This is a genomic window from Streptomyces sp. NPDC005963, from assembly GCF_040638655.1.
In the GTDB taxonomy this organism is placed as follows: Bacteria; Actinomycetota; Actinomycetes; order Streptomycetales; family Streptomycetaceae; genus Streptomyces.
The window spans coordinates 146,270-168,770 of sequence record NZ_JBEXVD010000014.1 but is presented as its reverse complement, the minus strand read 5'-3'; the positions used below and the strand labels follow the sequence as shown (position 1 = coordinate 168,770).

General features: G+C 67.7%; 19 protein-coding genes. 12 read left to right on the top strand and 7 right to left on the bottom strand.

Translation table 11 applies throughout. The features are described from left to right. The first annotated feature begins 163 nt into the window (after window positions 1-163). Window positions 164-895 (top strand): hypothetical protein, encoded by a 732-nt coding sequence (locus tag ABZ348_RS20270; protein WP_358934890.1) that lies wholly within the window; start codon window positions 164-166, stop codon window positions 893-895. 52 nt (window positions 896-947) lie between these two features. Next, entirely contained in the window at window positions 948-1,589 is a 642-nt protein-coding gene (locus ABZ348_RS20265; RefSeq protein WP_358934888.1) for a class F sortase, read from the top strand. A 102-nt stretch (window positions 1,590-1,691) separates the two neighbouring features. On the opposite strand, the gene ABZ348_RS20260 is transcribed toward ABZ348_RS20265, so the two are convergent. Continuing rightward, window positions 1,692-4,019, bottom strand: coding sequence for a 1-deoxy-D-xylulose-5-phosphate synthase N-terminal domain-containing protein (locus ABZ348_RS20260; protein WP_358934886.1), 2,328 nt, complete (start codon window positions 4,017-4,019; stop codon window positions 1,692-1,694). Between the two features lie 269 nt (window positions 4,020-4,288). On the opposite strand from ABZ348_RS20260, the gene ABZ348_RS20255 reads away from it, so the two are divergent. Then, the gene (locus ABZ348_RS20255; RefSeq protein WP_358934884.1) at window positions 4,289-4,768 is read left to right on the top strand and encodes an Lrp/AsnC family transcriptional regulator; all 480 of its coding nucleotides are present in this window, start codon (window positions 4,289-4,291) and stop codon (window positions 4,766-4,768) included. A gap of 26 nt (window positions 4,769-4,794) precedes the next feature. Here ABZ348_RS20255 and ABZ348_RS20250 read toward each other — a convergent pair whose 3' ends face one another. Beyond that, window positions 4,795-5,577, bottom strand: a complete 783-nt coding sequence (locus ABZ348_RS20250; protein WP_358934882.1) for an IclR family transcriptional regulator — start codon at window positions 5,575-5,577, stop codon at window positions 4,795-4,797. A 279-nt stretch (window positions 5,578-5,856) separates the two neighbouring features. On the opposite strand from ABZ348_RS20250, the gene ABZ348_RS20245 reads away from it, so the two are divergent. The 8 genes from ABZ348_RS20245 to ABZ348_RS20210 all read left to right on the top strand — a co-directional run bounded on the left by ABZ348_RS20245 (window position 5,857) and on the right by ABZ348_RS20210 (window position 13,341). Then, window positions 5,857-7,266 (top strand): amidohydrolase family protein, encoded by a 1,410-nt coding sequence (locus ABZ348_RS20245; protein WP_358934880.1) that lies wholly within the window; start codon window positions 5,857-5,859, stop codon window positions 7,264-7,266. A gap of 81 nt (window positions 7,267-7,347) precedes the next feature. Further along, complete coding sequence (locus ABZ348_RS20240; protein ID WP_358934878.1) at window positions 7,348-8,223, top strand: fumarylacetoacetate hydrolase family protein; 876 nt, start codon at window positions 7,348-7,350, stop codon at window positions 8,221-8,223. 46 nt (window positions 8,224-8,269) lie between these two features. Further along, window positions 8,270-9,343 (top strand): cupin domain-containing protein, encoded by a 1,074-nt coding sequence (locus ABZ348_RS20235; RefSeq protein WP_358934876.1) that lies wholly within the window; start codon window positions 8,270-8,272, stop codon window positions 9,341-9,343. A gap of 31 nt (window positions 9,344-9,374) precedes the next feature. Then, window positions 9,375-9,860 carry a nuclear transport factor 2 family protein gene (locus ABZ348_RS20230; protein WP_358934875.1) on the top strand — a complete coding sequence of 162 codons (486 nt, stop codon included), beginning with the start codon at window positions 9,375-9,377 and terminating at the stop codon, window positions 9,858-9,860. Further along, window positions 9,857-10,228, top strand: coding sequence for a YciI family protein (locus tag ABZ348_RS20225; RefSeq protein ID WP_358934873.1), 372 nt, complete (start codon window positions 9,857-9,859; stop codon window positions 10,226-10,228). The genes ABZ348_RS20230 and ABZ348_RS20225 overlap by 4 nt, the downstream gene beginning before the upstream one ends. A gap of 46 nt (window positions 10,229-10,274) precedes the next feature. After that, the gene (locus tag ABZ348_RS20220; RefSeq protein WP_358934871.1) at window positions 10,275-11,204 is read left to right on the top strand and encodes an NAD(P)-dependent oxidoreductase; all 930 of its coding nucleotides are present in this window, start codon (window positions 10,275-10,277) and stop codon (window positions 11,202-11,204) included. A gap of 116 nt (window positions 11,205-11,320) precedes the next feature. Next, on the top strand, window positions 11,321-12,274 hold the full coding sequence (locus ABZ348_RS20215) for a VOC family protein (RefSeq protein ID WP_358934869.1): 954 nt from the start codon (window positions 11,321-11,323) through the stop codon (window positions 12,272-12,274). A 125-nt stretch (window positions 12,275-12,399) separates the two neighbouring features. Beyond that, entirely contained in the window at window positions 12,400-13,341 is a 942-nt protein-coding gene (locus ABZ348_RS20210; RefSeq protein ID WP_358934867.1) for a fumarylacetoacetate hydrolase family protein, read from the top strand. Window positions 13,342-13,441: 100 nt separating this feature from the next. Here ABZ348_RS20210 and ABZ348_RS20205 read toward each other — a convergent pair whose 3' ends face one another. The 3 genes from ABZ348_RS20205 to ABZ348_RS20195 all read right to left on the bottom strand — a co-directional run bounded on the left by ABZ348_RS20205 (window position 13,442) and on the right by ABZ348_RS20195 (window position 17,468). Beyond that, complete coding sequence (locus tag ABZ348_RS20205; RefSeq protein WP_358934865.1) at window positions 13,442-14,890, bottom strand: MFS transporter; 1,449 nt, start codon at window positions 14,888-14,890, stop codon at window positions 13,442-13,444. A gap of 112 nt (window positions 14,891-15,002) precedes the next feature. Continuing rightward, window positions 15,003-15,194, bottom strand: a complete 192-nt coding sequence (locus tag ABZ348_RS20200; RefSeq protein ID WP_358934863.1) for a hypothetical protein — start codon at window positions 15,192-15,194, stop codon at window positions 15,003-15,005. An 18-nt stretch (window positions 15,195-15,212) separates the two neighbouring features. Then, complete coding sequence (locus ABZ348_RS20195; RefSeq protein ID WP_358934861.1) at window positions 15,213-17,468, bottom strand: SpoIIE family protein phosphatase; 2,256 nt, start codon at window positions 17,466-17,468, stop codon at window positions 15,213-15,215. Window positions 17,469-18,090: 622 nt separating this feature from the next. Between ABZ348_RS20195 and ABZ348_RS20190 the strand changes: the two genes are divergently transcribed. Further along, window positions 18,091-18,930: a CARDB domain-containing protein gene (locus tag ABZ348_RS20190; RefSeq protein ID WP_358934859.1), complete on the top strand. Its 840-nt coding sequence runs from the start codon at window positions 18,091-18,093 to the stop codon at window positions 18,928-18,930. A 223-nt stretch (window positions 18,931-19,153) separates the two neighbouring features. Here ABZ348_RS20190 and ABZ348_RS20185 read toward each other — a convergent pair whose 3' ends face one another. Both ABZ348_RS20185 and ABZ348_RS20180 read right to left on the bottom strand, forming a co-directional pair. Beyond that, window positions 19,154-20,518 carry an amidohydrolase family protein gene (locus ABZ348_RS20185; RefSeq protein WP_358934857.1) on the bottom strand — a complete coding sequence of 455 codons (1,365 nt, stop codon included), beginning with the start codon at window positions 20,516-20,518 and terminating at the stop codon, window positions 19,154-19,156. Window positions 20,519-20,752: 234 nt separating this feature from the next. Continuing rightward, a complete protein-coding gene (locus ABZ348_RS20180; RefSeq protein ID WP_358934855.1) occupies window positions 20,753-22,267 on the bottom strand; it encodes an ABC transporter substrate-binding protein in 1,515 nt (504 codons plus the stop codon). Window positions 22,268-22,501 lie beyond the last annotated feature (234 nt).

Below are 22,501 nucleotides of genomic sequence, written 5' to 3'. Positions count from 1 at the left end.
GGGCCGTGCGATGCGCTCCGATCGTCCCGTAGTGGTCTATCCGCTACTCGGGCTATTTCTACCGTTTCGACGGCGTTTCTTGCGCTGCTTTCCGACGGAACATGCATCTCTTGGACAGTCACGTGATTAGTACGACAATCATCTCGGCTTGAAGGAGCCCAGCATGCCCATCACCGCTTCCGTCCGTCCCCGAACGGGTGCCGCGGTAGCCGTAGCGCTCGCCGCCGGTCTCGCGCTGGCCGACGCGCCCGCCGCGTTCGCAGCCCCGGGGGACAGCGGCGACCTCACCGTCCTGTCCGCCTCCTCCTCCCGGGGCAACGTCCAACGCGAAGATTCGGTCTGCAAGTTCAAGATCGTCGCTGACAACTTCGAGAACCTCACCGCGATCGCCTGGACGATCACCTCCCGACCCCCCACCACCCCTCAGAGCGACACACTGAGCGGGAGTCTTCCCCTCGACGAGGGCAGGGCCCGCAGCGACGAATACCGGCTTCCCGACGGCACCTACCAGCTCCAGTGGACGGTACCCAGCGGTGTGACCAAGCTGAAGACCTTCGTGGTCCACTGCGAGGAGGGCAGCACCTCGGGCGGCGCCAACACCAACGGCAACCCCCCCAACGGCGCCAACGGCAGTACCGCCAGCAACGGCACCAGCGGTAGCAACGACAGCAACGGCACCAGCGGTAGCAACGACAGCAGTGCCAGCGAGACGTACGAGAAGCCGTCCGGTCCCGTACCGGCCGGCGGCGGTGGCGTCCCCACCATGGAGAGCACCGCCTCGTCGAGCAGTTCCCCCACCGGAACGACCACGGCGCTCGTGGCCGGCGCAGCCGGCATCGCCGGGCTACTCCTCGCCCGCAGGGCAGCGCGCCGCCGCTCCCGTGGCGAGGCATAACAGTCCCTGCCGGCCGCGGCGACGGGGACCGAGCCGCGCATGTCGTCTCACCATGACGCTGTGCGCGGTCTCCTCCCTGGTCACGGGCGCGGTCTGGGCGAGCGGTGACTCACCCGAGCCGACGCCAGCCGCCGTCCGCAGCTCCGACGCTGCGGGCGGCGCGCCGCCGCCGTTCCGAAGGGCCCCCCACACACCGCCGAAGAACGTCCCGGCGTCCCACACACCGCTACCGCCCTCCCGGCCCATGAAGCTGGCCATCCCCGCCATCGTGATCGAGGCCCCGCTCAGCGCCGTCGGGCTCGACGCCAAGGGCCGGCTCGGTGCGCCCCCGCTGAGCAAACCCAAGGTCGCGGGCTGGTACCAGAGCGGCCCCTCACCGGGAGAGGCGGGAACCGCCCTGATCGTCGGCCACCGGGACACCCGAACGGGACCCGCCATCTTCCTCAACCTCAACGCCCTACGGCGGGGCGACGCCGTCAAGGTCGTGCGCGCGGACCGGAAGACGGCGGTGTTCACCGTCGACGACGTCAAGACCTACAAGAAGAGCGAGTTCCCTGACGACAAGGTGTACGGAGCGACCGAGCGTCCGGAACTGCGACTGCTGACGTGCGGCGGACGCTTCAACAAGAAGAGCGGCTACTCGGCCAATGTCGTGGTCTTCGCCCATCTCACCTCACTCAAGAAGACGGTGTAGACATCCGAGGAACCAACCGGTGCCGGACTTCGGCCGGGCAGACGGGCGATGCCGCCGTCGCCTGCCACCGCGCCACGTCACCTACGTACGCGCCAAGAGCCTCTACTGGGTGAGGTCAAGCGCCGCCCGGATGATGCTGTCGGTGTCGATGCGGTGGTAGCGGTAGACCTCCTCCAACGACCCGGACTGACCGAAGCCGGTGACCCCCAGGGTGCGCAGCGGCACGTGGTGGATCGTGGAGAGGAACGAGAGGGTGTGCGGGTGTCCGTCCAGGACGGTGACGAGCGGGGTCGCCCGGTCGGCGGGGAACACCTGGTCGAGGATCCAGTCGGGGGCTTCGTCCTGTCCGAGGCGGGAGTTGAGTGCCCGGAAGAGCAGCCCCGGGCTGGTCACACACACCACGTCGGTGGGGATTCCCATCAGCCGCAGTCGCTCGGCGGCGGCCAGCGCCTCGGTCACCATCGCACCCATCGCGGCGATGGTGACCACGGCGCCCTCGCGCCGCACAAGCGGATAGGCGCCCGCCACGACCTGCTGCCTGCGGCGCTCGCGGGCCGCGGGGTCGCCGGGCACGGCGGCCAGGTTCTGATCGACCGGACGGGTGGAGAGCCGCAGATAGGCCGAGGTGCCGTCGGGCCGCCCCAGACGGGCGAGGGAGGCCAGGAGCGTCCACTCGGTGTCGAGCGCGAACGCCGGCTCGTAGGTGATGCAGCCGGGCTGCTCCACACCGAGGGAAGGCGTGGTGATGGACTGGTGCGCCCCGCCCTCGGGAGCCAGGGTGACCCCGGAGGGCGTACCCACCAAGATCGACTGACCGCCGGCGTAGATGCCGAAGGACCAGGGCTCCAGGGCCCGTTGGACGAAGGGGTCGTACATCACCCCGATCGGCAGCAGGGGTTCGCCCCACCGGCTCCACGTCGCGCCGAGCTCTCCCAACAGCCCGACCAGGTTGGTCTCCGCGATCCCCAGTTCGATGTGCTGCCCGGTCGGCTTCTCGCGCCAGTGCAGGATGGTCTCCGGATCGTCGGCGAACCAGTCCGTACGCTCGCCGGCGGACCAGACGCCGACCTTGTTCACCCAGCCGCCGAGATTGGTCGACGAACTGACGTCCGGACTCACGGTCACCACCCTACGGGCCGCCTCCGGTGCGGAACGCGTCAGGTCGAGCAGCACACGACCCAACGCTGCCTGGGTGGTCGCCGTACCTGTCGGTGTGCGGCCGATGTCCAGGGGGAGGGCCGGCGGGGTCACCGGTGCCGGGGCGTCACGGTGCAGACGCGTCGCGGCGTCCGAGCAGAGCCGTCCCGCCGCCGAATCGGCTGCGAACCCGGTCCAGGGCCGATCGAGGTCCGTCCCGACCCGGTCGGCGAGCTCTCTCATCTGCTGCTCCGTCAGCAGTGAGGAGTGGTTCTGCGGATGGCCCTGGGACGGCAGGCCGTAGCCCTTGACCGTATAGGCGAGGACGACGGTGGGGCGGGTGTCGTCGATCGAGGACAGGGCCGTGTCCAGGGCGGTCATGTCGTGCCCGCCCAGGTTCCGCATCGCGTCGGTCAGCAGGGCGTCGTCGAGTTGGGCCAGCAACTCGGAGATCCGGTCCGCGTCCGGGCCCGCTCCCGGCAGGCGCTCGCGCAGTTCGTCCGCGGGACAACGCAACAGCCGCTGGTATTCAGGATTGGACATGCCGTCGATCCGGGAGCGCAGGGCATCTCCGCCCGTACGGGTGAACAACTCCTCCAACAGCGTGCCGTACTTGAGCGTGAGGACCTGCCAACCCGCTGCCGTGAACATGCTCCTGAGCCGGTCCGCGGCGATGTTCGGAACGACGCGGTCCAGTGACTGTCGGTTGAGGTCCACGATCCACACCAACTCGCCCAGTTCGGCGACCTGCGGGTCGAGCAGCGCCTCCCACACGGCACCCTCGTCGAGCTCTGCGTCTCCGACCAGGGCGTACTGCCGGCCCCTGAAGCCGCCGTCACCGGACTTGTCCGCATACCGGCGGGCCAGCGCCCCCCAGATCGTGGCCGTCGCGCCGATGCCGACCGAGCCGGTGGAGTAGTCGACCGGATCGGGATCCTTCGAGCGGCTCGGATAGCTCTGGAGACCGCCCCAGGCGCGCAGCGTCGGCAGGTACGAGGCGTCCAACTCGCCGAGGAGGAAGTTGATGGCGTGCAGTACCGGCGAGGCGTGCGGCTTGACCGACACCCTGTCCTCGGGGCGCAGATGGCGGAACCACAGCGCGGTCATGAGGGACACCATCGAGGCGGACGACGCCTGGTGGCCGCCGACCTTCAGGCCCGAAGCGTTGGGTCGCACCCGGTTCGCGTGGTCGACGATCGCACTGGCAAGCCACAACACACGATCCTCGATCTCACCGAGGGCGGCGAAGGGATCGGTGGCGGAACGCCGACGGGTCTCAGCTGCAGTGGACATGGGAAACGGGCCTCCTCACGCCCGGCGCCCCGGCGAAGAGGGGGGCACCGTGCTGGAAAAGAGAGAAAGGGGGGCGTGTGGCAGACACGCGGAGCAGAACTGCCCCGGGGCGGGTCGGACCGACCGGGTTACAGTCGGCGCAGCGCTCCCAGGAGGGTGCAGTCGTTGTCATCAAGGACACCATCACATCAGAATGTGCACAAGGTCTTGCCGGAAAATTGCGCAGAATGCCCAATCACCGGTCTTCGTCCTTCTCGAAAGGCAGCACCGTGCCCAAGCCCGAACGGATCGATCCCACCGATGCCCGTCTGCTGTTGGCGCTCAGCGAACACCCCCGTGCCACGACCGTGGCGCTCGCCGAACAGAGCGGTCTGAGTCGCAACACCGTTCAGGCCCGGCTGGCCTCACTCGACCGCAACGCAACACTGCGCTCCTTCGAACGTCGTGTCGACCCCGCGGCGTTGGGCTATCCGCTCACCGCCTTCGTGACCACCCAAGTCACCCAGCGCAGACTGGACCACGTCGCGGAGGCCCTCGCGGCCGTCCCCGAAGTGCTCCAGGTGTACGGCCTTTCGGGCGAGATCGATCTGCTCGTGCACGTCGTCGCCACCGACGCCGACGACCTCTACCGCGTCGCCGGTCAGATCCTGGGCATTCCCGGTGTGGAACGCACCAACACCGCCCTCGTGATGCGCCAACTCGTCGACTACCGACTGACACCACTGCTGCGGCGAGCCGCGGAGCGCTAGCCGCGGTCGCAGTCGGGCACGGAGAATCAGGCGACCACCGCACAGCGCTGCGCCGCCTGCACCGTTGCGCGTCCCAGCCGGGTGAGATCCTCCTCGGAGAACCGGTAGCGGGGCACCGAAACGGTGATCGCCGCCGGAGTGATGCGATCGCCGTTCGGGATCACCGCAGCCACGGTGGCCACGTCGGGCTCCACCTCACCGATGCACACGGCGAATCCGCGTTCACGCACCACGACCAGCTCCTCCATGAGCGCGGTGCGACTCGTCAGGGTGTCCGGTGTGATCACATCCAGCTCCTCGCACGGGAACATCGCCATCACCCGGTCTTCGGGCAACTGCGCGAGGACGGCCCGTCCACCGGCCGCTGCGTAGCCCGGCACGCGGACCCCGACCCGGGAGCCGACGCGCAGCGCCCGTGAGCTCTCGACCGCGTCGATGATCAGCATGTCCGGGCCGGACAGGATCACGAGGTGTGCCGACTCCTGGACCTCGACCACCAACTCCTCCATCACGGGTCTGGCGATCGCCCGGATGTCCAGGTTGTTCAGCGCCGCCGCCCCGATGTCCAGCAGCCTCGGGCCGGGCACGTACGCGCGGGTCACCGGATCCTGCTGGGCGAAGCCGTGCAGTTGCAGCATCTCCAGCAGCCGATGGGCCGTCGAGCGGGCTGCTCCGATCCTCCGGCCCGCATCGGCGACCCGGATTGCCCGCTCCTCGGCGAGGACGCACAGCAGTCGCAGCGCCTTGTCGACTGAACCGATCGGGTAGTTCGGGGTCAACGTATCCGTCTCCTTGGCTGGCGCGATCATTCGATGCTCCTCCGCGCGTTCGATGTCACGAGGCACGGCGCCGAGTGTAGAGGCGGCCTCGTCATCAGGGGTGAGCGAGTTGTATGTCCGGTATTTCCGGCCGCAACACTCCGACAAATCAAGCCACAGCACTCTTGACAGCTTCGTAACGACGCGAACATATTGTTCTGTGTCACAGTCTCATGTTCTGTAATGCAGAACACTAGCAGACTGACCCACCGCCCACAGGAGGGTTCCCCGGATGAAATCTGCTCTGCAACGGTGCATGGCGGACACGGCATGACGGCGGCACGCACGCTGTTGCGAGGCGGCCAGATCGTGTCCATGGATCCGACCGTCGGTGACCTGGTCGGTGACGTGCTGATCGAGAACGGCACGATCGCCGCGATCGGCCCCGACCTGGAGATCGCCGAGGGCAGCGCCGACATCGTCGATGCCTCGCGGCACATCGTGCTCCCCGGCTTCATCGACTCACATCGCCATCTGTTCCAGGCGCTACTGCGCGGAATGGCGACCGACTGGTCCCTGTTCCAGTACTTCACAACGATGTTCGGGATGCTCGGCCCGCACATGACGCCGGAGCACATGTCCCTCGGCACCGCCCTCGGTGCCCATGACTCCCTCGACTCGGGGGTCACCACCGTCTTCGACTACTCCCACAACCAGTCCTCGCCCGAACACACCGACGAGGCCGTGCGCGCGCTGCAAACCAGCGGCATCCGCGCGATGTTCGGCTACGGCGGGGCGATGTCCGAACAACTGGAGATCCTCTCACCGCCGTTCACCAGCACCACCCCCAGCAACGAGGCCGAGATCCGCCGAGTGCGCAGCCGGTACTTCTCCTCCGACTCCGGGCTCGTCACGATGGGCCTGGCCGTACGCGGACCGGACTCCTCGCCCATGGACGTCGTACGGGCCGACTTCGCACTCGGCCGTGAACTCGGGCTCCGGATCAACACCCACATCGGCATGGCGGTGCTCGATCCGCACGGCCGACCCAACGTGACCCGGCTACACAAGGCGGGTCTCCTCGGCGACGACCTGATCTTCGGTCACTGCAACCTGCTCACCGATGAGGAGTTCCGGCTGATGGCCGACTCCGGCGTATCGGCGTCGGTGACCCCGGAGGACGAGTCCGCAATGGGGCACGGCTGGCCGCCGATCACCCAACTGCTCAAGGCCGGCATCCGGCCCAACATCGGCATCGACACCTGCATGGCCGTCGGCGGCGATCCGTTCACGGCGATGCGTTTCGCCCTGGCGGTGCCGCGCGGCCTGGCCAACCAGCAGTCGCTGGAGGGCGGGGCCAACCCGTGGCAGCTCGATCTGTCCGCCCGTGACGTGCTCGAATTCGCGACCATCGAGGGCGCCCGCGCATTGGGAATGGAGGATGTCACCGGCAGCCTCACCCCGGGCAAGCAGGCCGACATCGTCATGATCCGCACGGATCACATCTCGATGACTCCGGTCCTCAACCCGATCGCCTCGATCGTGCACCACGCCAGCCGGCAGACCGTCGACACCGTCTACGTCGCAGGCCGAGCCGTCAAACGCGACGGCACACTCCTCGCCGCGGACGCGGCGAGCATCAGTCGACGGGCCGTCGACACCGTCGGCGAACTGCTGGAGGCGGCAGGCGTCACCCCCGGCTGGGCACCACCGCCACCCCCGCACCCGGGTGACCACTGACCATCCGGCACCACCACCCCCGACCGAACCCGGGCTGGAGCCGGTGCTCCGACTCCGAACCGCGAAGGAACGACCCACTCCATGCGCATCGCACTCTTCGACCAGTACCGTATCGGCATCGTCGACGGCGCCTCAGTGCGCGATGTCACCGACGTCGTCGACAGCCGATGGCACGGCACTCCCTATGTGATCAACCAACTGATCGAGCACTTTGACGAACTCAAGGAGTCGCTCCAGGCAGCGCTGGCCTCGGCCCCGGAGCGCCCGCTCGCCGATGTGACCCTGCTGCCGCCGATCCCGCGTCCCGGACAAGTGCTCGCAGCACCGGCCAACTATCACGCGCACGTCGCCGAGATGACCGACTCGCAGTATCGACCGACCAATCAGCAGGCGCTGCGGTCGCCGGGTGATGTGGGCTTCTTCGTCAAGAGCTCGGCATCGATCTCGGGGCCGGCCGATGCGGTCGAACTGCCGCCCATGCCCGGCCGTGCGTTCCACCACGAGGTGGAACTGGGGATCGTCATCGGCAAGCCGGCCCGCGGTGTACCCGCCGAGCAGGTCGCCGACCACATCTTCGGCTACCTCGTCCTGCTCGACCTGACCCTGCGTACCGAGGGCGAGCGACAGGAAGAGCGCACGATGCGCAAGTCGTTCGAGACCTTCACACCGATCGGCCCGTTCATCGTCACCGCCGACGAGGTGCCCGACCCCGGCAACCTCGGCCTAAGGCTCTGGGTCAACGACGAACTGCGCCAGCAGGCCAACACCCGAGATCTGATCGTCGGTATCGACGACCTGATCGAGCAGGCCAGCAGCGTCGTGACGCTGTGGCCCGGAGACATCTACGCAACCGGGACCCCGGAGGGGGTCGGCCCGATCGAGGCGGGCGATGTCGTACGCGCCGAGATCGACGGGCTGGGTGAACTGAGCCTCCCCGTCGTGAAGCGCAACTGGTGAACCCCCTCAACGCAGGCGCCGGGCCAAGAAGCCAGAAGGAGACGACATGATCCAGACCAGCACGGACAGTACGACGTCCGGGATCGACGTGGAGCAGTACTACGCCGGCCTCGACTCGTTCAGCGTCGAGCCGCTGTGGCGCAACACCGACCCGCGGCTGTTGCCGACCGAGCCCAAGAGCCGCGCACTGCCGCACGTATGGCGGTACGACGACGTCCGCGCCCAGCTGATGACCGCGGGTCAGCTGATCAGTGCCGAGGAGGCGGAGCGACGCGTCCTGATGCTGATCAACCCCGGGCTGGCCAAGAGGGTGGAGACCGCGAACAACCTCTACGCGGGCATCCAGTTGGTGCTGCCGGGCGAGATCGCACCGATGCACAAACATGCCGCTGCCGCCTTCCGGTTCGTCATCGAAGGGTCGGGCGCCTACACCGCGGTGGACGGTGAGCGGGCGCACATGCACCCCGGTGACATCGTGCTCACCCCGTCCTGGGCCTGGCACGACCACGGCAACTTCACCGACGAGCCGGTGGTGTGGATGGACGGGCTCGACCTTCCGCTGATCAACAAGCTCGAAGCGAACTTCTTCGTCGACGGCCCAGATCGCGTCCAGGAGGAGTTGCGCTCCGCGGACTCGACCGAACGGCTCTATGCGAACAGCAGGCTCAACCCGGCCTGGCAGACATGGGACAAACCGTACTCCCCGGTCATCAACTACCCCTGGAGCCAGACCGAGCAGCTACTCAAGACCGCCCTCGACGACTGGAGCGGTTCGCCCACCGACGGCGTCATCTTCGAGTTCACCAACCCGAACAGCGGCGGTTCCATCATGCCGACCATGGGCGCCTACATCCAGGCGCTGCCGGCCAGGATGCACACCGAGGCGCACCAGCACACCAGCAGCGCGATCTACCACGTGGTACGCGGCCGGGGTCAGACGATCGTCGACGGTCAGGTGCTCGACTGGTCCGAGCACGACACCTTCACGGTCCCGGGATGGTCCGTGCACGAGCACATCAACACCGAGAACGAGCCGGCGATCCTCTTCTCGCACACCGACATCCCGGTTCTCAAGGCGCTGGGTTTCTACCAGGAGCGGACATGCCAGCGGCAGGCGTGACCGTCATCCGACACCACCCGGGGAGGCCCCGATGACAAGCTCCGCAGCACGGAACGACCCTGCGCAGGACCGGGCGGCGATCGAGGACACCGTGGCGGCGTTCGTCCTCGCACTGGACGCCCGGGACATCAAACGCGCGGCGGGATTCCTGGCCGAACGGGTCACCTGGAACTACGAGTCCGTGACGGGTCGCCCCGCCGCCGTACTCAGCCCGGCCGACCTCGAAGCCCGATGGAACGCCACCATCGTGCACACCGACGCCTCACAGCACTTCCTGTCGCTGCCCCACATCAGCACCGACGGCGCGCATGCGACCTGCACCGTGCACGCCCGGGTCGAGATGCGGCTGGCGAACCCCGGCGGAAGCCCTTACACGGCGACCAACGGGACGTACACCTTCGGCCTGGTCCGCGCAGGCTCCGGCTGGCTGCTCGACTCGGTGACGATGGTCCTCCTGTGGAACGACGGCAACCCGCGCATCATGGAGTTGGCGGCCGAAAAGGGCCAGCAGCGATGACCGCGCCGGCACCGAACCCCACTGCGGGCTCGCTGAACAAGCAGTTCTTCGTGATCTTCTCCGAGCCAGGAGCCCGACCGGAGGAACTCGTCGCCCAGATCCCCGCGCACCTGGCCTACCTCACCGGGCTGGAGAAGCAGGGTGCGCTCCTGATGTCCGGGCCGTTCCTCGACGCGACGGGCAACCCCGGGCCCAACGGCATGTTGATCGTGCGCGCCACGAGCAGCGAGGACGCCGCCGCCCTCGCTGCGGCCGATCCCTTCCACAGCAGCGGCGCCCGATCGTTCCGGGTCGAGGAGTGGCAGGTGCACCAAGGGCGCATCGAGATCGCCGTCGACTTCTCGGACCGCAGCTACCACCTGCGTTGATCGCAACCCCAACCCCGCGCGAACGGCGCACCTAGCAAGGAGACACATGGTGACGACCCAAGGCTCCGACCTCACGGTCGGTCTGATCGCCCCCGGCAAGATCGGCCTGCCGTTCGCGGCGAACCTCATCGCCGACGGCTACTCCGTGTGGGGCTATCGACGCAGTTCGATGGCGGACTTCGAGGCCATCGGAGGCAAGGCGACCACTTCGGCGAAGGAGGTCGCGGAACGCGCCGACGTCATCTTCACCTGCGTGACCTCGGCGGACGCACTCGACGATGTGATCAGTGGTGAGCGGGGCCTGCTCGCCGCCGGTCGGTCCGACCTGCTCGTGGTCGACATCGGTGCGATGGCGCTCAGCCGCAAGGAGGCCGCCCGCGACATCCTCGCCGCTCAGGGCATCACCATGCTCGACGCTCCGGTCAGCGGCACCCCGCCGATGGTGGCCGAGCGCAAGGGAACGGTGTTCGCCAGCGGAGACGCGAGTTCGCTCGAACGGGTCCGTCCGGCGCTCGAAGCCCTGGGCAGGGTCATCGCCACCGGCGAGTTCGGCTCGGGCTCCAAGATGAAGTTCGTCGCCAACACACTGACGTTCGTCCACATCACCGCCGCCGCCGAGGCAATCGCACTGGCCAAGGCCGTGGGGCTGGACACCCAGTTGGTCATCGACACGATCAGGCCGTCCGCCGCGGCCTCGACGATGTTCAACGTACGCGCGCCGATGATGGCCGAGGGCCAGACTCGCCCGGTGAAGGGAACGGTCTCCGGTGCGGTCGAGGTGGCCGAGGCCATCATGGCCACCGCGGCCGAGGTCGGCGCGGAGATGCCGCTGCTGAGCACGGTCCACAGGATCTGCGAGACCGCGTGCGCGCGGGGTTACGGCGAGGAGGACATCGCCGTCCTCGTCTCGGTCCTGGAATCCGATGCGGCCGATGCCGTCACGGGCGGCCTCAGCACCGTGGGCAACGCGGGCTGAGCCGACCGCACCGACCGCACGGCCCCCACGAACACACCACGAACACGACCCTCAACGCTCGCAGACAGCTCAGACAGCTCAGACACCGAACCGCCCAAACCGATTGGAGCCGCACGATGTCCGTCGACACCGAAGCCGAACCGATGCAGATCCCGCGACCGGTCGAACCCGTCACCAAGCCGAAGGGCCTGGGCATCTACCGCACGGGTCATGTGGCGCTGTTCAGCCCCGACCCGGCGGCCTCAGCTGAGTACGCGGTCAGCCACCTGGGCTTCCAGCACGCCGGTCACGACGACCAGGGCCGCTACTATCTGGCGGGCCACGGGCCGGACGCCCACTCGCTCGTCTACACACCGGGTGTGAGCGGGCTGGAGACCATCTCGTACATCGTCACCGACGACGCGGCGTTCGAGGAAGCCGCATCCATGCTCGCCGAGGCCGGTGTCGACTTCACCCGCAACGACGAGATCTCCCGGTTCCGCCCGGGACCGACCCTGAGCTTCCGTACCCCTGCCGGCCACCCGATCGAGCTCAGGACCGGCTTCGTACCGGACGTGCCGGTGGCCGCCTCGACCCGACGGCCGTCCGTGGCACCCGCGCCGATCGCCTCGGACCACGTGGTGTTGCGCACCGTCGACATGGACGGTGAGATCGAGTACGTGAAGACGCACCTGGGTCTGATGGAGAGCTCGCAGATCCAACTGCCCGACACCTCACCGCTGATGGCCTTCTTCCGCGGCAGCAAGCTCTACCACTGCATGGCTTTGGCGCGCGCCGAGGTGAACGGGCTGCACCACGTGCAGTTCACGGTCAAGGACGCCGCCGCAGTGTTGGAGGCGTCCGAGGCGATGAAGAAGAACGGCGTCGAGATCCTGTGGGGCCCGGTGCGCCACGGTCCCGGCCACAATGTGGCGATCTACTTCCGCGACCACGTCGGGCACATTCTGGAGTTCTCCTCGGAGGAGATGACCATCCTCGACGATGAGAACTACTCGCCGACGCACTGGTCGGTGACCGATCCCCGCTCTGCCGACGAATGGGGTACCTTCCCGCCGGAGAGCTTCAAGTAGCCCTGATCATCGTCCGGTCCGCCGGCCCCGCCCACCCGACGGCGGGGCTGCCGCCGCGTACGACACACAGGGCCGGCACGCCTTGCCGCGGTGCATTTCCCCCGATACCAGCTTGGAGAGACTTGATGCGTCTCGTTACCTACTCCGACCCGTCCGGACGTTCGGCTCCTGGCGCCGATGTTCCGGGCCTGGGCGTGGTCGACCTGTCGCGCGTCCTGGACGCGCACGGCGTGGCGGTCCCCACCACCGTCGCCGATGTCTTCCGACGCGGACCGGACTACGTGGACGCCGTGCGGGGGGTGTTGGCGAGGGTCACCGCGGACGTCTCAGGGGTCGAGGACCCGGGGTGGTTGGTTCCCGGGCCCGTCACGCTGCTGGCGCCGCTGGGTGAGCGCGTCCTGATCGTCGCCGCCGGCGTCAACTACCGCTCCCACGTGTTGGAGATGGGCGGTGAGGCACCGCGGAAGGCCGCGTGGTTCGTCAAGTCGCCGCACTCGGTGATCGGCCCCGACGCATCGATACGGATCCCGGCCGGGGCTCCGGACATGGTCGATTTCGAGGGTGAGTTCTGTGTGGTCTTCGGCCGCAGTTGTCACGCCGTCAAGGCGGCCGACGCCATGGACTACATCGGTGGTTACACCATCATCAACGATGTGTCCGCCCGTGACGCGGTCCCCCGGATCGTCAGCGCCGCCACTCCGGAGGACGGTCGCTGGGCGTGGACCGACATGCTGCTCGGCAAGCAGTATCCGACCTTCTGCCCGATGGGGCCCGCCGTGGTCACCGCGGACGAGATCACAGATCCCGAGGACTTGGCGATCAGGACCACGTTGAACGGCCGGCTGATGCAGGACGGGCACACGTCGGATCTGCTGACCGGCATCGCCGAACTCATCGGGGATCTGTCCCAGTACTTCAGCTTCGAACCGGGCGATGTGCTGAGCACGGGTACGCCGGCCGGAGTCGGCATGGGCCAGGATCCCCCGGTGTTCATGCGCGCGGGCGACGAGGTCCGGGTCAGCGTCGAGGGAATCGGCGAACTGGTGAACCACCTGGTCGGCCCCTGACACCATCGAGAACGCCATACCGAGAATGCCGTGCCACCTGACAAGGGATTCTTCCCTGTCAGGCGGCGCGTGGTGCGGTGCGGGGTGAAATCCGCTGGGCTCAGACCGCTTCGGCCTTTGCGGGCTGGTTCCCTCCTTGGGTTGAGCCCTGCGCGGGTGCGGTACGCAGGGTGAGCAGGGACGCCACGGCGCCGACGGCGGCGATGGCTGCTGCGCCGAGGAACGCTGCGGAGAACCCGTTGGTGAGTGCACCGGGGTTGCCGAGTTCACGAGCTCCGTACGCCGCGGACACGGCCGTCATCGCGGCCAGGCCGAGGGCGGACCCCACCTGGTAGCTGGTGTTGACGATGCCGGATGCCAGACCGCCCTCTTCGGGGCGCGCGCTGGAGAGGGCGGTTCCGAGGGAGGGGATGAACGCCAGCGACATGCCGATGGCGGCCAGCAGGGATGCGGGCAGGACGTCGACCCAGAAGTTGCCGTCCGACCGGGCGAAGGACAGCCACAACATGCCGGCCGCGAGGGCCAGTAGACCGGTGACGATCAGCGGCTTGGTTCCGAAGCGGGCGATCAGACGGGGTGCCAGGACGATCATCATGATCATGATGGCGACCGTCATGGGCAGCAGGGCCGCGCCGGATGCGAACGCGCCCAGCCCCAGGACCTGCTGGAGGTAGAGGTTGAGGAAGAACCACATCGGGATCCACGCGGCGGCCATCAGCAGCTGCGCGATGTTGGCTCCGGCCAGGTTGGGCGCCCGCCAGATGCCCAGCCGCATCAGCGGCTCGCGGCGCTTGGACTGGATGGCGACGAACGCGGCGATCAGGGCCACTCCGGCCAGCAGTACCAGCCAGGTCTCGGCCGAGCCCCAGCCGACTTCGGGCGCGCGGACGACGGCGTAGACGGCGGTGGCGAGTCCGGCGGTGACGGTGGCCGCTCCGGCGAGGTCGACGGAACCGCGGCGGACCGGGGCCGAGGGCATGACACCCGGTGTGAGCGCCATCACGATCAGGGCGATCGGCACGTTGATGTAGAACACCCAGGGCCAACTGGCGTACTCGGTGATGACACCGCCGAGGAAGACTCCGGCGGTGCCACCGGCCGGGGCCGCGGCGCCGTACAGGGCCAGCGCCTTGGTCAGCTCTTTGGGACGGGATCCGAAGAGCATCATCAGCAGGGTCAGGGCGGCGGGGGCTATCAGCGCCGCGCCTACGCCCTGGAGGGCACGGCCGGTCAGTTCGACCCAGACTTCGGAGGCGAGCCCGGCGACCAGGGAGCCTGCGGCCATCACGGTCCAACCGGCGACGAAGATCCGCTTGGCGCCGAACAGGTCGGACAGCCGCCCGCCGAGCAGGAGGAGGCCACCGAAGGCGATGACGTAGGCGTTGAACACCCAGGACAGACCCTCGGGGGAGAAGCCCAGGTCAACCTGCATCTTGGGCAGCGCCACCCCGATGATGGACGTGTCCATGATGACCGTGAACTGGGCCAGCGCAATGAGTGCGAGCGCCGTCCAGCGGCGTGGATTGGGTGGGGCGTCAAGGGTCGACATAACGTGCTCCTATACCGGAGGGGGGTATGTTGCTTTGGATCAGCAATATACCCCCCTCGGGTATTCCCGTCATATCTGGGTCGGTGTTTTCGACGGGCTTTCCGGGCGCGCGTCAGCGGACGAGGTAGCCGTTCGGGGCGAAGGGGGCCCGGTCAGGCGAAGTCATGTCGGGGTCCAGCGGGGTCGTGAAACCGCAGCGGTCCCCCGCAACGCCATGGAGGAAGTCGCTGCTCATGCCCGTGCCGAGCACGGTCGTCGGTGCGTACCGGCCGCGGGATGCGGCCTGTTCAAGGGCCCTCTCCACACCCCGAAGGGACGGCGTTCACACCAGGGGCTTGCGGCGGATCAGTAGGACCGCCACATCGTCGTATCCGGGGTGCGTAAAGGCGTCCGAGACCAGGAGGTGGGCGAGTTCCTCCAGGTCGGACGGCGCGCCGGGGCGGCGGTCCCGGGCCGCCACCGTCCACTGGCCGAAGGCGGCGGACACGGCGGCCACCGCCTGGTCGTACGGGCGGTCGGGACGGTCCACCAGCCCGTCCGTGTAGAGCAGCAGCGTGGCGCCGGGTTCGAGCAGGCCGTGGAAGACGGGATATCGGTCATCGGGTGCGTACCCGAGGGGAAGTCCGCCGGGCACCGCCAGTTCACGGACGGTTCCGTCGGGCTCGCACTGGAGGGGGCTCGGGTGGCCGGCCCGGACGATCTGGAGATGCCCGGGCGGGGCGACATCGACGATGCAGCAGGTGGCAAAGCGTTCCGTGTCCAGGCCCCAGAGGGTTTGATTGCCCCGGGCCATCAAATGCTCGGCTCGGAACCCGTCCGAGGCGTGTGCGCGCAGGGCGGTGCGCAGTTGGCCCATGACTCCGGCGGCCTGTGCGCTGTGGCCCTGGACATCGCCGATGACGAACGAGGCGCCGCCGTCATCGCGCGGCATCATGTCGAACCAGTCGCCCCCGACCTGCATCCCTTCGGCAGCGGGCAGGTAGCGGGCGGCGATCTCGAACCCCGAGAGCCGATCGAGGGTGCGCGGCATCATCAGTTCCTGGAGTTCGGTCATCCGGTGGCGGAAGAGGTCCGAGAGCCGGGCGCGGGCCAGGGACTGGGCGAGGATGCCGCCGACGGCGGCGATGATGATCTCGTCGTCCGAACCGAAGTCGCGCGGTTCCGCGTAGGAGATGAGACAGGTTCCGACCGTGCCGTCCGCCGATGTCAGCGGCATGAAGACGAATGCGTGATGGCCCGGGGACGGCCGGAACCGGTGGGCGGAAAACCGCTGGAGGTACGCCTTGCGCGTGGAGAAGAAGAGAGGGTGGCCGGCCCGTAGAGCAGCGGCCATCGGGCCGTCGCCTTCCGTTCCGATCAGACGCAACCGTTCCATCGTGTCGTCGGGGTAGCCGGCAGCACCCGCGAGGAGCAGTCGGCCGTCGTGCTCGATGTGGATGGCGATGGCCCGTGCGCCGAGCTCGGGAAGGACCGTGCCGGTCATGGCGTCCAGAACGTCCTGAGTCGTCAGCGCCGCGGCGAATGCGCTGGTCACGCTCAGTACGAACTCCCTGCGGGCCTCACGTCGGTCCTCGCGCTCACGCTGTTCGGTGATGTCCCACACCACGCCGATCATGGTCTCGGGCTCGCCGTCGGCCGACCGCACCACGGACCCCTTGGCCTCCAGCCAGTGGCTGGAGCCGTCGGGCCACAGGGCCCGGCAGACGACGTGGTACTCCCCGCTCTCCAGGCTCTCCTCGATGGCCTGCTCCACCGCCGCCCGGTCGTCCGGATGTACGGCGTTCGCAAAGGAGGAGAGGCGGGAGTCGAAATCATCTGATTCAATCCCGAACAGCCTGATCGTGCGCTCATCCCAGATGAGGGTGCCGGTACGGATCTCCCACTCGAAAGCGCCGATGTTCCCGCTCGACATGGCGAGCTCCAGCCGGGTACGGCGGCTCAGCTTGCCCGTGGCGCTGGTGCCGCCCCCGGGTACACCGGCGGGCGGCCCGGACAGCTCCAGGACGAGCAGGTGCTCCAGCCGGTGCGCGAAGACGTCGGCGACCATCGTCAACAGTTGCTCGTCCTCGGCGGAGAGCATGGTGGTACGGGCGAACCGAACCACGAGCCCCCCGAGGCACCGATCGTCGACCATCAGCGGCAGGACGACATAGTCCATGGCGACGTTCAGCATGTCGCTGAGGTCCGGATACCGCACCATGAGTTCTTCGGCCGTGCCGTACACGGGCCGTTGTTCCCGTACGGCGGTGGCGAGCGGCAGCGTGGAGTCCGGGGCGACCACGGGAAACCGTTCGATGAGGTCCGATGCCATGCCCTGGTGGCCGGCGAGACGGAGCCAACCGTCCTCGTCCGCGATGAAGACGGCCCCGGCGTCCGGCGCGATGCCTGCGAGCGCCACGTCGATCGCGGTGGCGAGCAGCGTGTCGGCGTCCGGGCAGCTCAGTAGCCGGACGACGCTTTCACGCAGGGTGGGCGGTGCCACAGGACGGCCGGGCCCCGTCGGATCGGACGGACGGTCCGCGGGGGTGTGCGGAGTCGGCGGCTGCTCCGCGCCGCCGGGCCTGCCCTGTGCTGCCATTGCCACCTCCTCGTCTCCGCACTCACTCGGCCTTGAATCGGAACAACGCAGGTCAGAGCCCTGTGCCTGGTGTCACCCGGCTCGGTTGTCGATGGCTTCGATGTCAGCACCAGCCGTTGTCTCGTCGATAGATTTTGGGCTCTATCGAATAGTTTGCTCCTATATCGACGGTTTCGTGTTTCGGTCGGCACACCTGCGCGCATCGAGTACCCCGAACAGGACGTCCGACAGGGACCCCACCAGCTGAGGTGCGGGGCATTGGCGTGATGAGGATGCAGGTCAGAGGCGTTTCACAGACTTGGGGGAGCTCCTCGTCGCCGCGGACGTTACGCTCCGTGACCGTCCGGCCTCGAACGGAGGCGATCGACCGCTCGGCGCGAAGGGCGAGGGGCACGCCCCCGGGCAACCGAGCGGGTCCTGGTGCGTGCGGAACGCGACGACGGAAGCCGGGGGGCGCTGCACCCTGGTTTCGTGCGCTCGGCAGCTCGATTACCTCAGCGGTAATCGCCACTCGGGAGCGGGCGGAACAAGATGTGATCACCGCGCAGGACACCGTACGGGAGGGCCTGGCCCTCCCCGTTGTTTCAGTCGTCCGTGCACGTCCCACCGAACAGGAGATCACATGAGGCGCCTCGCTTCCGTCGTCGTCACCGCCCTGGGTGTTGCAGTCCTCGTGGCACCCGCGGGCACGGCGCACGCCGACGCCAGCCCGCCGAACCTTCCCACCACGGACATGGACATCACGGGGTATGCGCCGGACCGTGCGGTCCCCGGCAACAAGATCACCTACCGCGTGACCGTCACCAACAACGGCCCGCAGGCCGCCGCGCCGTACCTGGCCGTGCGGCTGCCGGTCGGCTCCACCGGGCTGACCCACAACGGCGTCCCCATCCAGGGCGGTTCCGTTCGCATGGACTCGATCGCCCCCGGCGAGTCACGACGGGTCACCGTCGAGGCGAAGGTCGGCAACGACGGCGGCGAGACCCTCCTCGGCTCGAACTTCGAGGTCAGCCAGGGCCCCTACGACAGCCCGGTCTACCAGGACATGTTCTACGCGAACAACATCCTGCGGCTGAACACCGTGAATGAAACGGCGCCCCCGGGCTTCGGGTACAACGGCAGCATCCAGCTCACGGGCAGGGTCACCGGCGGCTCCGAGCCGGGCCAACTGGTCAAGCAGCGGCTGGTCATCCACAACACCGGGCAGAACCAGAGCCGGGACGTCGCCCTGGTCGGCCGGGTGAGCGGAGCGTCCGGCGAGATAGTGAAGGTCACCGGCCTCAAGGGCGGACGGGGCGTGATCACGAAGGTGGGCCTGAACCACACCCTGCCGCCGTTGGACGCCGGCACGTACCGCGTGATCACCATCGTGTCGAAGCGCAGCCACGCCGGCACCATCGGCGGAAGCTACTTCGCGGGTGCTGACGGTGCCGGATACCCCGAGTTGGAACTTCGGGGCTGACCCGAACCACCCCCGCGACCATTGGTCCTCATGGTGCGGATCGGGGCTGTGTTCCTGACCGGCAGGAACACAGCCCCGGGCACTCCGCGCGGGTGGAAGCCCACCATCCCGGCCCGTCCCACCGACAACACTGTCCCTCCAGCGTCCGGCCGGTGCTGAGGGCCTGGACAGTGGCGATCCCCCACGCGCACCAGTCGGACCGAGTGGGCGTTGGGGTCCTAGGTCACATACCCACACCTTGCGGTACGGACTCGGCGTTGGCGAAGATCCGCCTGCGGACCCTGTTGGTCGCGGCACCCGCCTCGATGCGGTCCAGGTCCGTCAGCCGGCCGTCCCGCTTGCGGATGACACCGCCGACGATGACCGTGTCCACGTCGCGGGGCTGGGTCCGCAGGACCACATGGTTGGCCGGGTCGCCCAGGGCGACCCCGTACGGCGCCGGATTGATCAGGACGACATCGGCGAGCTGCCGGGGGGCGAGCCGGCCGAGGTCGTCGCCGAGTCCGATGGCGCGTGCCGCGTTCACCGTGGCGTACTCCAGTACGTGGCGGGGGTCGACCATCGGGGTTCCGGGACGGCGGACCAGCGGGTAGCGGCCGGCCTCGCGCTCGTCGAAGGCGTCGACGCTGCGCATCAGCATGAAGGTGAGGCGCATGGCGTTGAACAGGTCGATGGGGACCCGGGCCGGAGTGTCCACGCCGAGGCTGGAAGCGACGCCGGCCCGGTGGGCGCGGTTGAGCACGGTCATGGAGCGGCCACCGGCGAACTCGCACTCGGGAGTGAAGGAGATGCTTCCGCCGAGGTCCGCGATCATCTCCAACTCCTCGTCGTCGGCGACGTTGGAGTGCGCCGGTACGATGTCGGACCCCAACAGCCCGGCCTTGTGCAGGGCCCGGATCTGACCGGCCGGGTTCTGGTGCACGGTCATCTGCATGCCGAGTTCCCGGGCGTGCCCGATTTCCTTGGCGATCTGGTCCATGCTGCTGCGCTCAAGCGTTGCGAGTGCCATGCCGATGCGCAGCAACCCACCGTCGCCGGTCTCCTGGCGCAGCGCCCGGACGTGGTCGAGCCGCCAGGACTGGTCCTCGCCCGAGGAGTCGAGGCTGCCGAGCATCCCGTAGGCCCACAGGGTGCGCTGCCCGGTGGCGCGGTGGGCGCGCAGTGCCGCCTCGGCGTGCTTGGGCGACATCACGTTGTGACAGAAGTCGAGGACGCCGGTGATTCCTGCGTCGAGCATCTCGATGGAACCGGCAAGGGTGGCATCGTGGATGTCGTCGACGCCGAAGTGCTCCCGCAGGTAGAACACGCGGGCCTGGTACTCGTCGAAGGTCCAACCCGTTGCGTGAAGACCCTTCAAGGGGGTTTGCCAGGTGTGCATATGCGTGTCGATCAGACCGGGGATGGCGATCATCCCGCGGGCGTCGATCACCTCGGCGTCCGGGTCGACCAGACCGGAGCCGACGGCGGCGATGCGGTCACCGACGATCAGGATGTCACCGGTGGTGAGATCACCGAGCGCCGGATCCATGGTGAGAACGGTGGCGCCCTTGATGAGCAGTTTGCGCTCGCTGGCGTTGGTTGCTGACACGGTTGACTCCCTGGGATACGGGGTGGTGGTGGGCAGATCCATGCGAGGCCGTGCGAGGGGGCGGCTGGTCTGCCGACGAAGGCGCGCGACGTGGTGGTCGCGCGGCATTCGGGGAGGACGAGAGCAGGAGGTGCGTCCTCGCGCGGGACGCACTCGAAGGGGATTCACATCAGATGGGTGCGGCGCGTACGACGCCGGAGCCGGCGGCCGTTGACAACGGGAATCCGGTCGTTGTCAGCCCTGTGGCTTGGCTTCTTTGTAACGGAACACCGCCACGTCACCGGTGGTGGAGACGACGTTCTGGATCTTCTTCGGGTTGTAGGCCCAGAAGCCCGAGTAGTCGAAGTAGGCGCAGTCCAGGGCCTCAGCATCGATGATCTGGGACATCTTCTGCCAGGCGGCGTCCTGCCCCTGGGGAGACTTGGCGGCCAGTCCCTCCGCCGCTGCGGCGGCGATCTGCGGGTAGGGGATCCTCAGCGGATTCCCCGCCGCGTCCGGGGCGAACTTGCGGTTGTAGTAGTCGTCGGGCCCGGATCGCGAGCCGTCGGAGAGGATCGACGCGGGGTACTCACCGCTTTGGAACGTGCTCAAGAACTGTGCGAAGTTGGGGAGTTCAAGCTTGACGTCGACGCCGATCTTCGACATATGACTGCGGAACAGCTCAGCCACGGTCCGTTGAGTGTCGTAGCTGATCAGTGTGAACGAGCGCTTCCCGCCCCCCAGCTCCGACATCAGCTTCTTTGCCTTGGCCAGATCGTAGGGGTAGCCCTTCAGCGAAGGGTTGTGACCGGGCTGGCCTTCCGGGATGCGCTGGGTGTAGAGCTTGCCCTTGCCACCGAGTGCGGCGTCCAGATAGTCCTGCGGATTCATCGCGTGGCACACGGCCTGCCGGAACTTCTTGTCCTTGAACACCGTCTTGGTGTCGTACATCTGGAGGTGCCAGAGCACCGACGGGAACGAGACGGACTTGAAGCCCTCCTTCTCGGCGCGCTCGGCCAACGGCGGGCTGGCCCAGACGACGTCGAGTTGTCCGGCGCTCAGGGCGTTGTACAGGCTGTCGGGGTCGTTGATCTGGGTGACCTCGATGCGCGCGGGCCCGACGGACTTCTTGTCGTAGTACTCGTCGAAGGCGCTGACGACCGTGCGCAACCCCTTGGTGGACGCCTTGGCGTCGAACTTCCAGGGGCCGGTGCCTACGCCCGTCGTCTTCCAGTCGCCCGCTTCCAGCGACTTGGGGGAGATCATGTACATCGCGAACCGCGCCAGATTGTTGACGAGGCTCGGGGACGGTTTTGCGAGGTCGATGCGTACATGGGTGTCATCGACGGCGGTGATCGACTTTACGTTGGCGAGCTGGTTCCGGTACTGGCTGGGGGTGTTCTTGACCCGTTCCAGGTTCTTGACGACGGCCTCCGCATTGAAGGGGGTGCCGTCGTGGAAGAGGACACCCGAGCGGAGGGTGAAGTCCACGCGTAGGGGCGTCTGCTTCCACTCGGTGGCAAGTTGTGGCTTGAGGGTGAAGCCGTCCGGGGCGATGCTCAGCAGCGACTCGTAGACCAGCGAGGTGAAGGTGCTGTTCTGCTTGGTGACCGGATCCCAGTCACTGAACTGCTGATTGGTGCCGAAACGTAGTGTTCCACTCGGCCCGTCCCCGGCCTTCTTGGTGTTGTTGGTGCCGTCGTTGCCCGTGCCGCTGCACGCAGCGAGGGTGACGGTCAGGGCGGTGGCGAGCAGTACTCCTCCAGTCATCCTGACTGTTCTTGACCGGCGGGAGCGATGAGCGCGCCCCCCGAGGACGCGCACTCTGTTGTCTGTCACAGCGAGAACCTCCACACGACTGTGTGAGCGCCAAATGTGATGTGCGTTATGGTGCACGCACGTGCAGTATTCTTGTCAAGAGTTGTGCAACCTCTCTTAATATCCCTGAACTCCACAGGCGGATAAGCAGTCAAGAGAGACAAAATGTGCTACGTGGGTACTCTG

Bases quoted from the DNA above. Each gene is read 5' to 3' on its own strand.
- ABZ348_RS20220 (WP_358934871.1), top strand. From the start codon at position 10,275: ATGGTGACGACCCAAGGCTCCGACCTCACGGTCGGTCTGATCGCCCCC.
- ABZ348_RS20215 (WP_358934869.1), top strand. From the start codon at position 11,321: ATGTCCGTCGACACCGAAGCCGAACCGATGCAGATCCCGCGACCGGTC.
- ABZ348_RS20265 (WP_358934888.1), top strand. From the start codon at position 948: ATGACGCTGTGCGCGGTCTCCTCCCTGGTCACGGGCGCGGTCTGGGCG.
- ABZ348_RS20235 (WP_358934876.1), top strand. From the start codon at position 8,270: ATGATCCAGACCAGCACGGACAGTACGACGTCCGGGATCGACGTGGAG.
- ABZ348_RS20250 (WP_358934882.1), bottom strand. From the start codon at position 5,577: ATGATCGCGCCAGCCAAGGAGACGGATACGTTGACCCCGAACTACCCG.
- ABZ348_RS20270 (WP_358934890.1), top strand. From the start codon at position 164: ATGCCCATCACCGCTTCCGTCCGTCCCCGAACGGGTGCCGCGGTAGCC.
- ABZ348_RS20230 (WP_358934875.1), top strand. From the start codon at position 9,375: ATGACAAGCTCCGCAGCACGGAACGACCCTGCGCAGGACCGGGCGGCG.
- ABZ348_RS20210 (WP_358934867.1), top strand. From the start codon at position 12,400: ATGCGTCTCGTTACCTACTCCGACCCGTCCGGACGTTCGGCTCCTGGC.
- ABZ348_RS20260 (WP_358934886.1), bottom strand. From the start codon at position 4,019: ATGTCCACTGCAGCTGAGACCCGTCGGCGTTCCGCCACCGATCCCTTC.
- ABZ348_RS20180 (WP_358934855.1), bottom strand. From the start codon at position 22,267: ATGACTGGAGGAGTACTGCTCGCCACCGCCCTGACCGTCACCCTCGCT.
- ABZ348_RS20245 (WP_358934880.1), top strand. From the start codon at position 5,857: ATGACGGCGGCACGCACGCTGTTGCGAGGCGGCCAGATCGTGTCCATG.
- ABZ348_RS20205 (WP_358934865.1), bottom strand. From the start codon at position 14,890: ATGTCGACCCTTGACGCCCCACCCAATCCACGCCGCTGGACGGCGCTC.
- ABZ348_RS20190 (WP_358934859.1), top strand. From the start codon at position 18,091: ATGAGGCGCCTCGCTTCCGTCGTCGTCACCGCCCTGGGTGTTGCAGTC.
- ABZ348_RS20225 (WP_358934873.1), top strand. From the start codon at position 9,857: ATGACCGCGCCGGCACCGAACCCCACTGCGGGCTCGCTGAACAAGCAG.
- ABZ348_RS20240 (WP_358934878.1), top strand. From the start codon at position 7,348: ATGCGCATCGCACTCTTCGACCAGTACCGTATCGGCATCGTCGACGGC.
- ABZ348_RS20195 (WP_358934861.1), bottom strand. From the start codon at position 17,468: ATGGCAGCACAGGGCAGGCCCGGCGGCGCGGAGCAGCCGCCGACTCCG.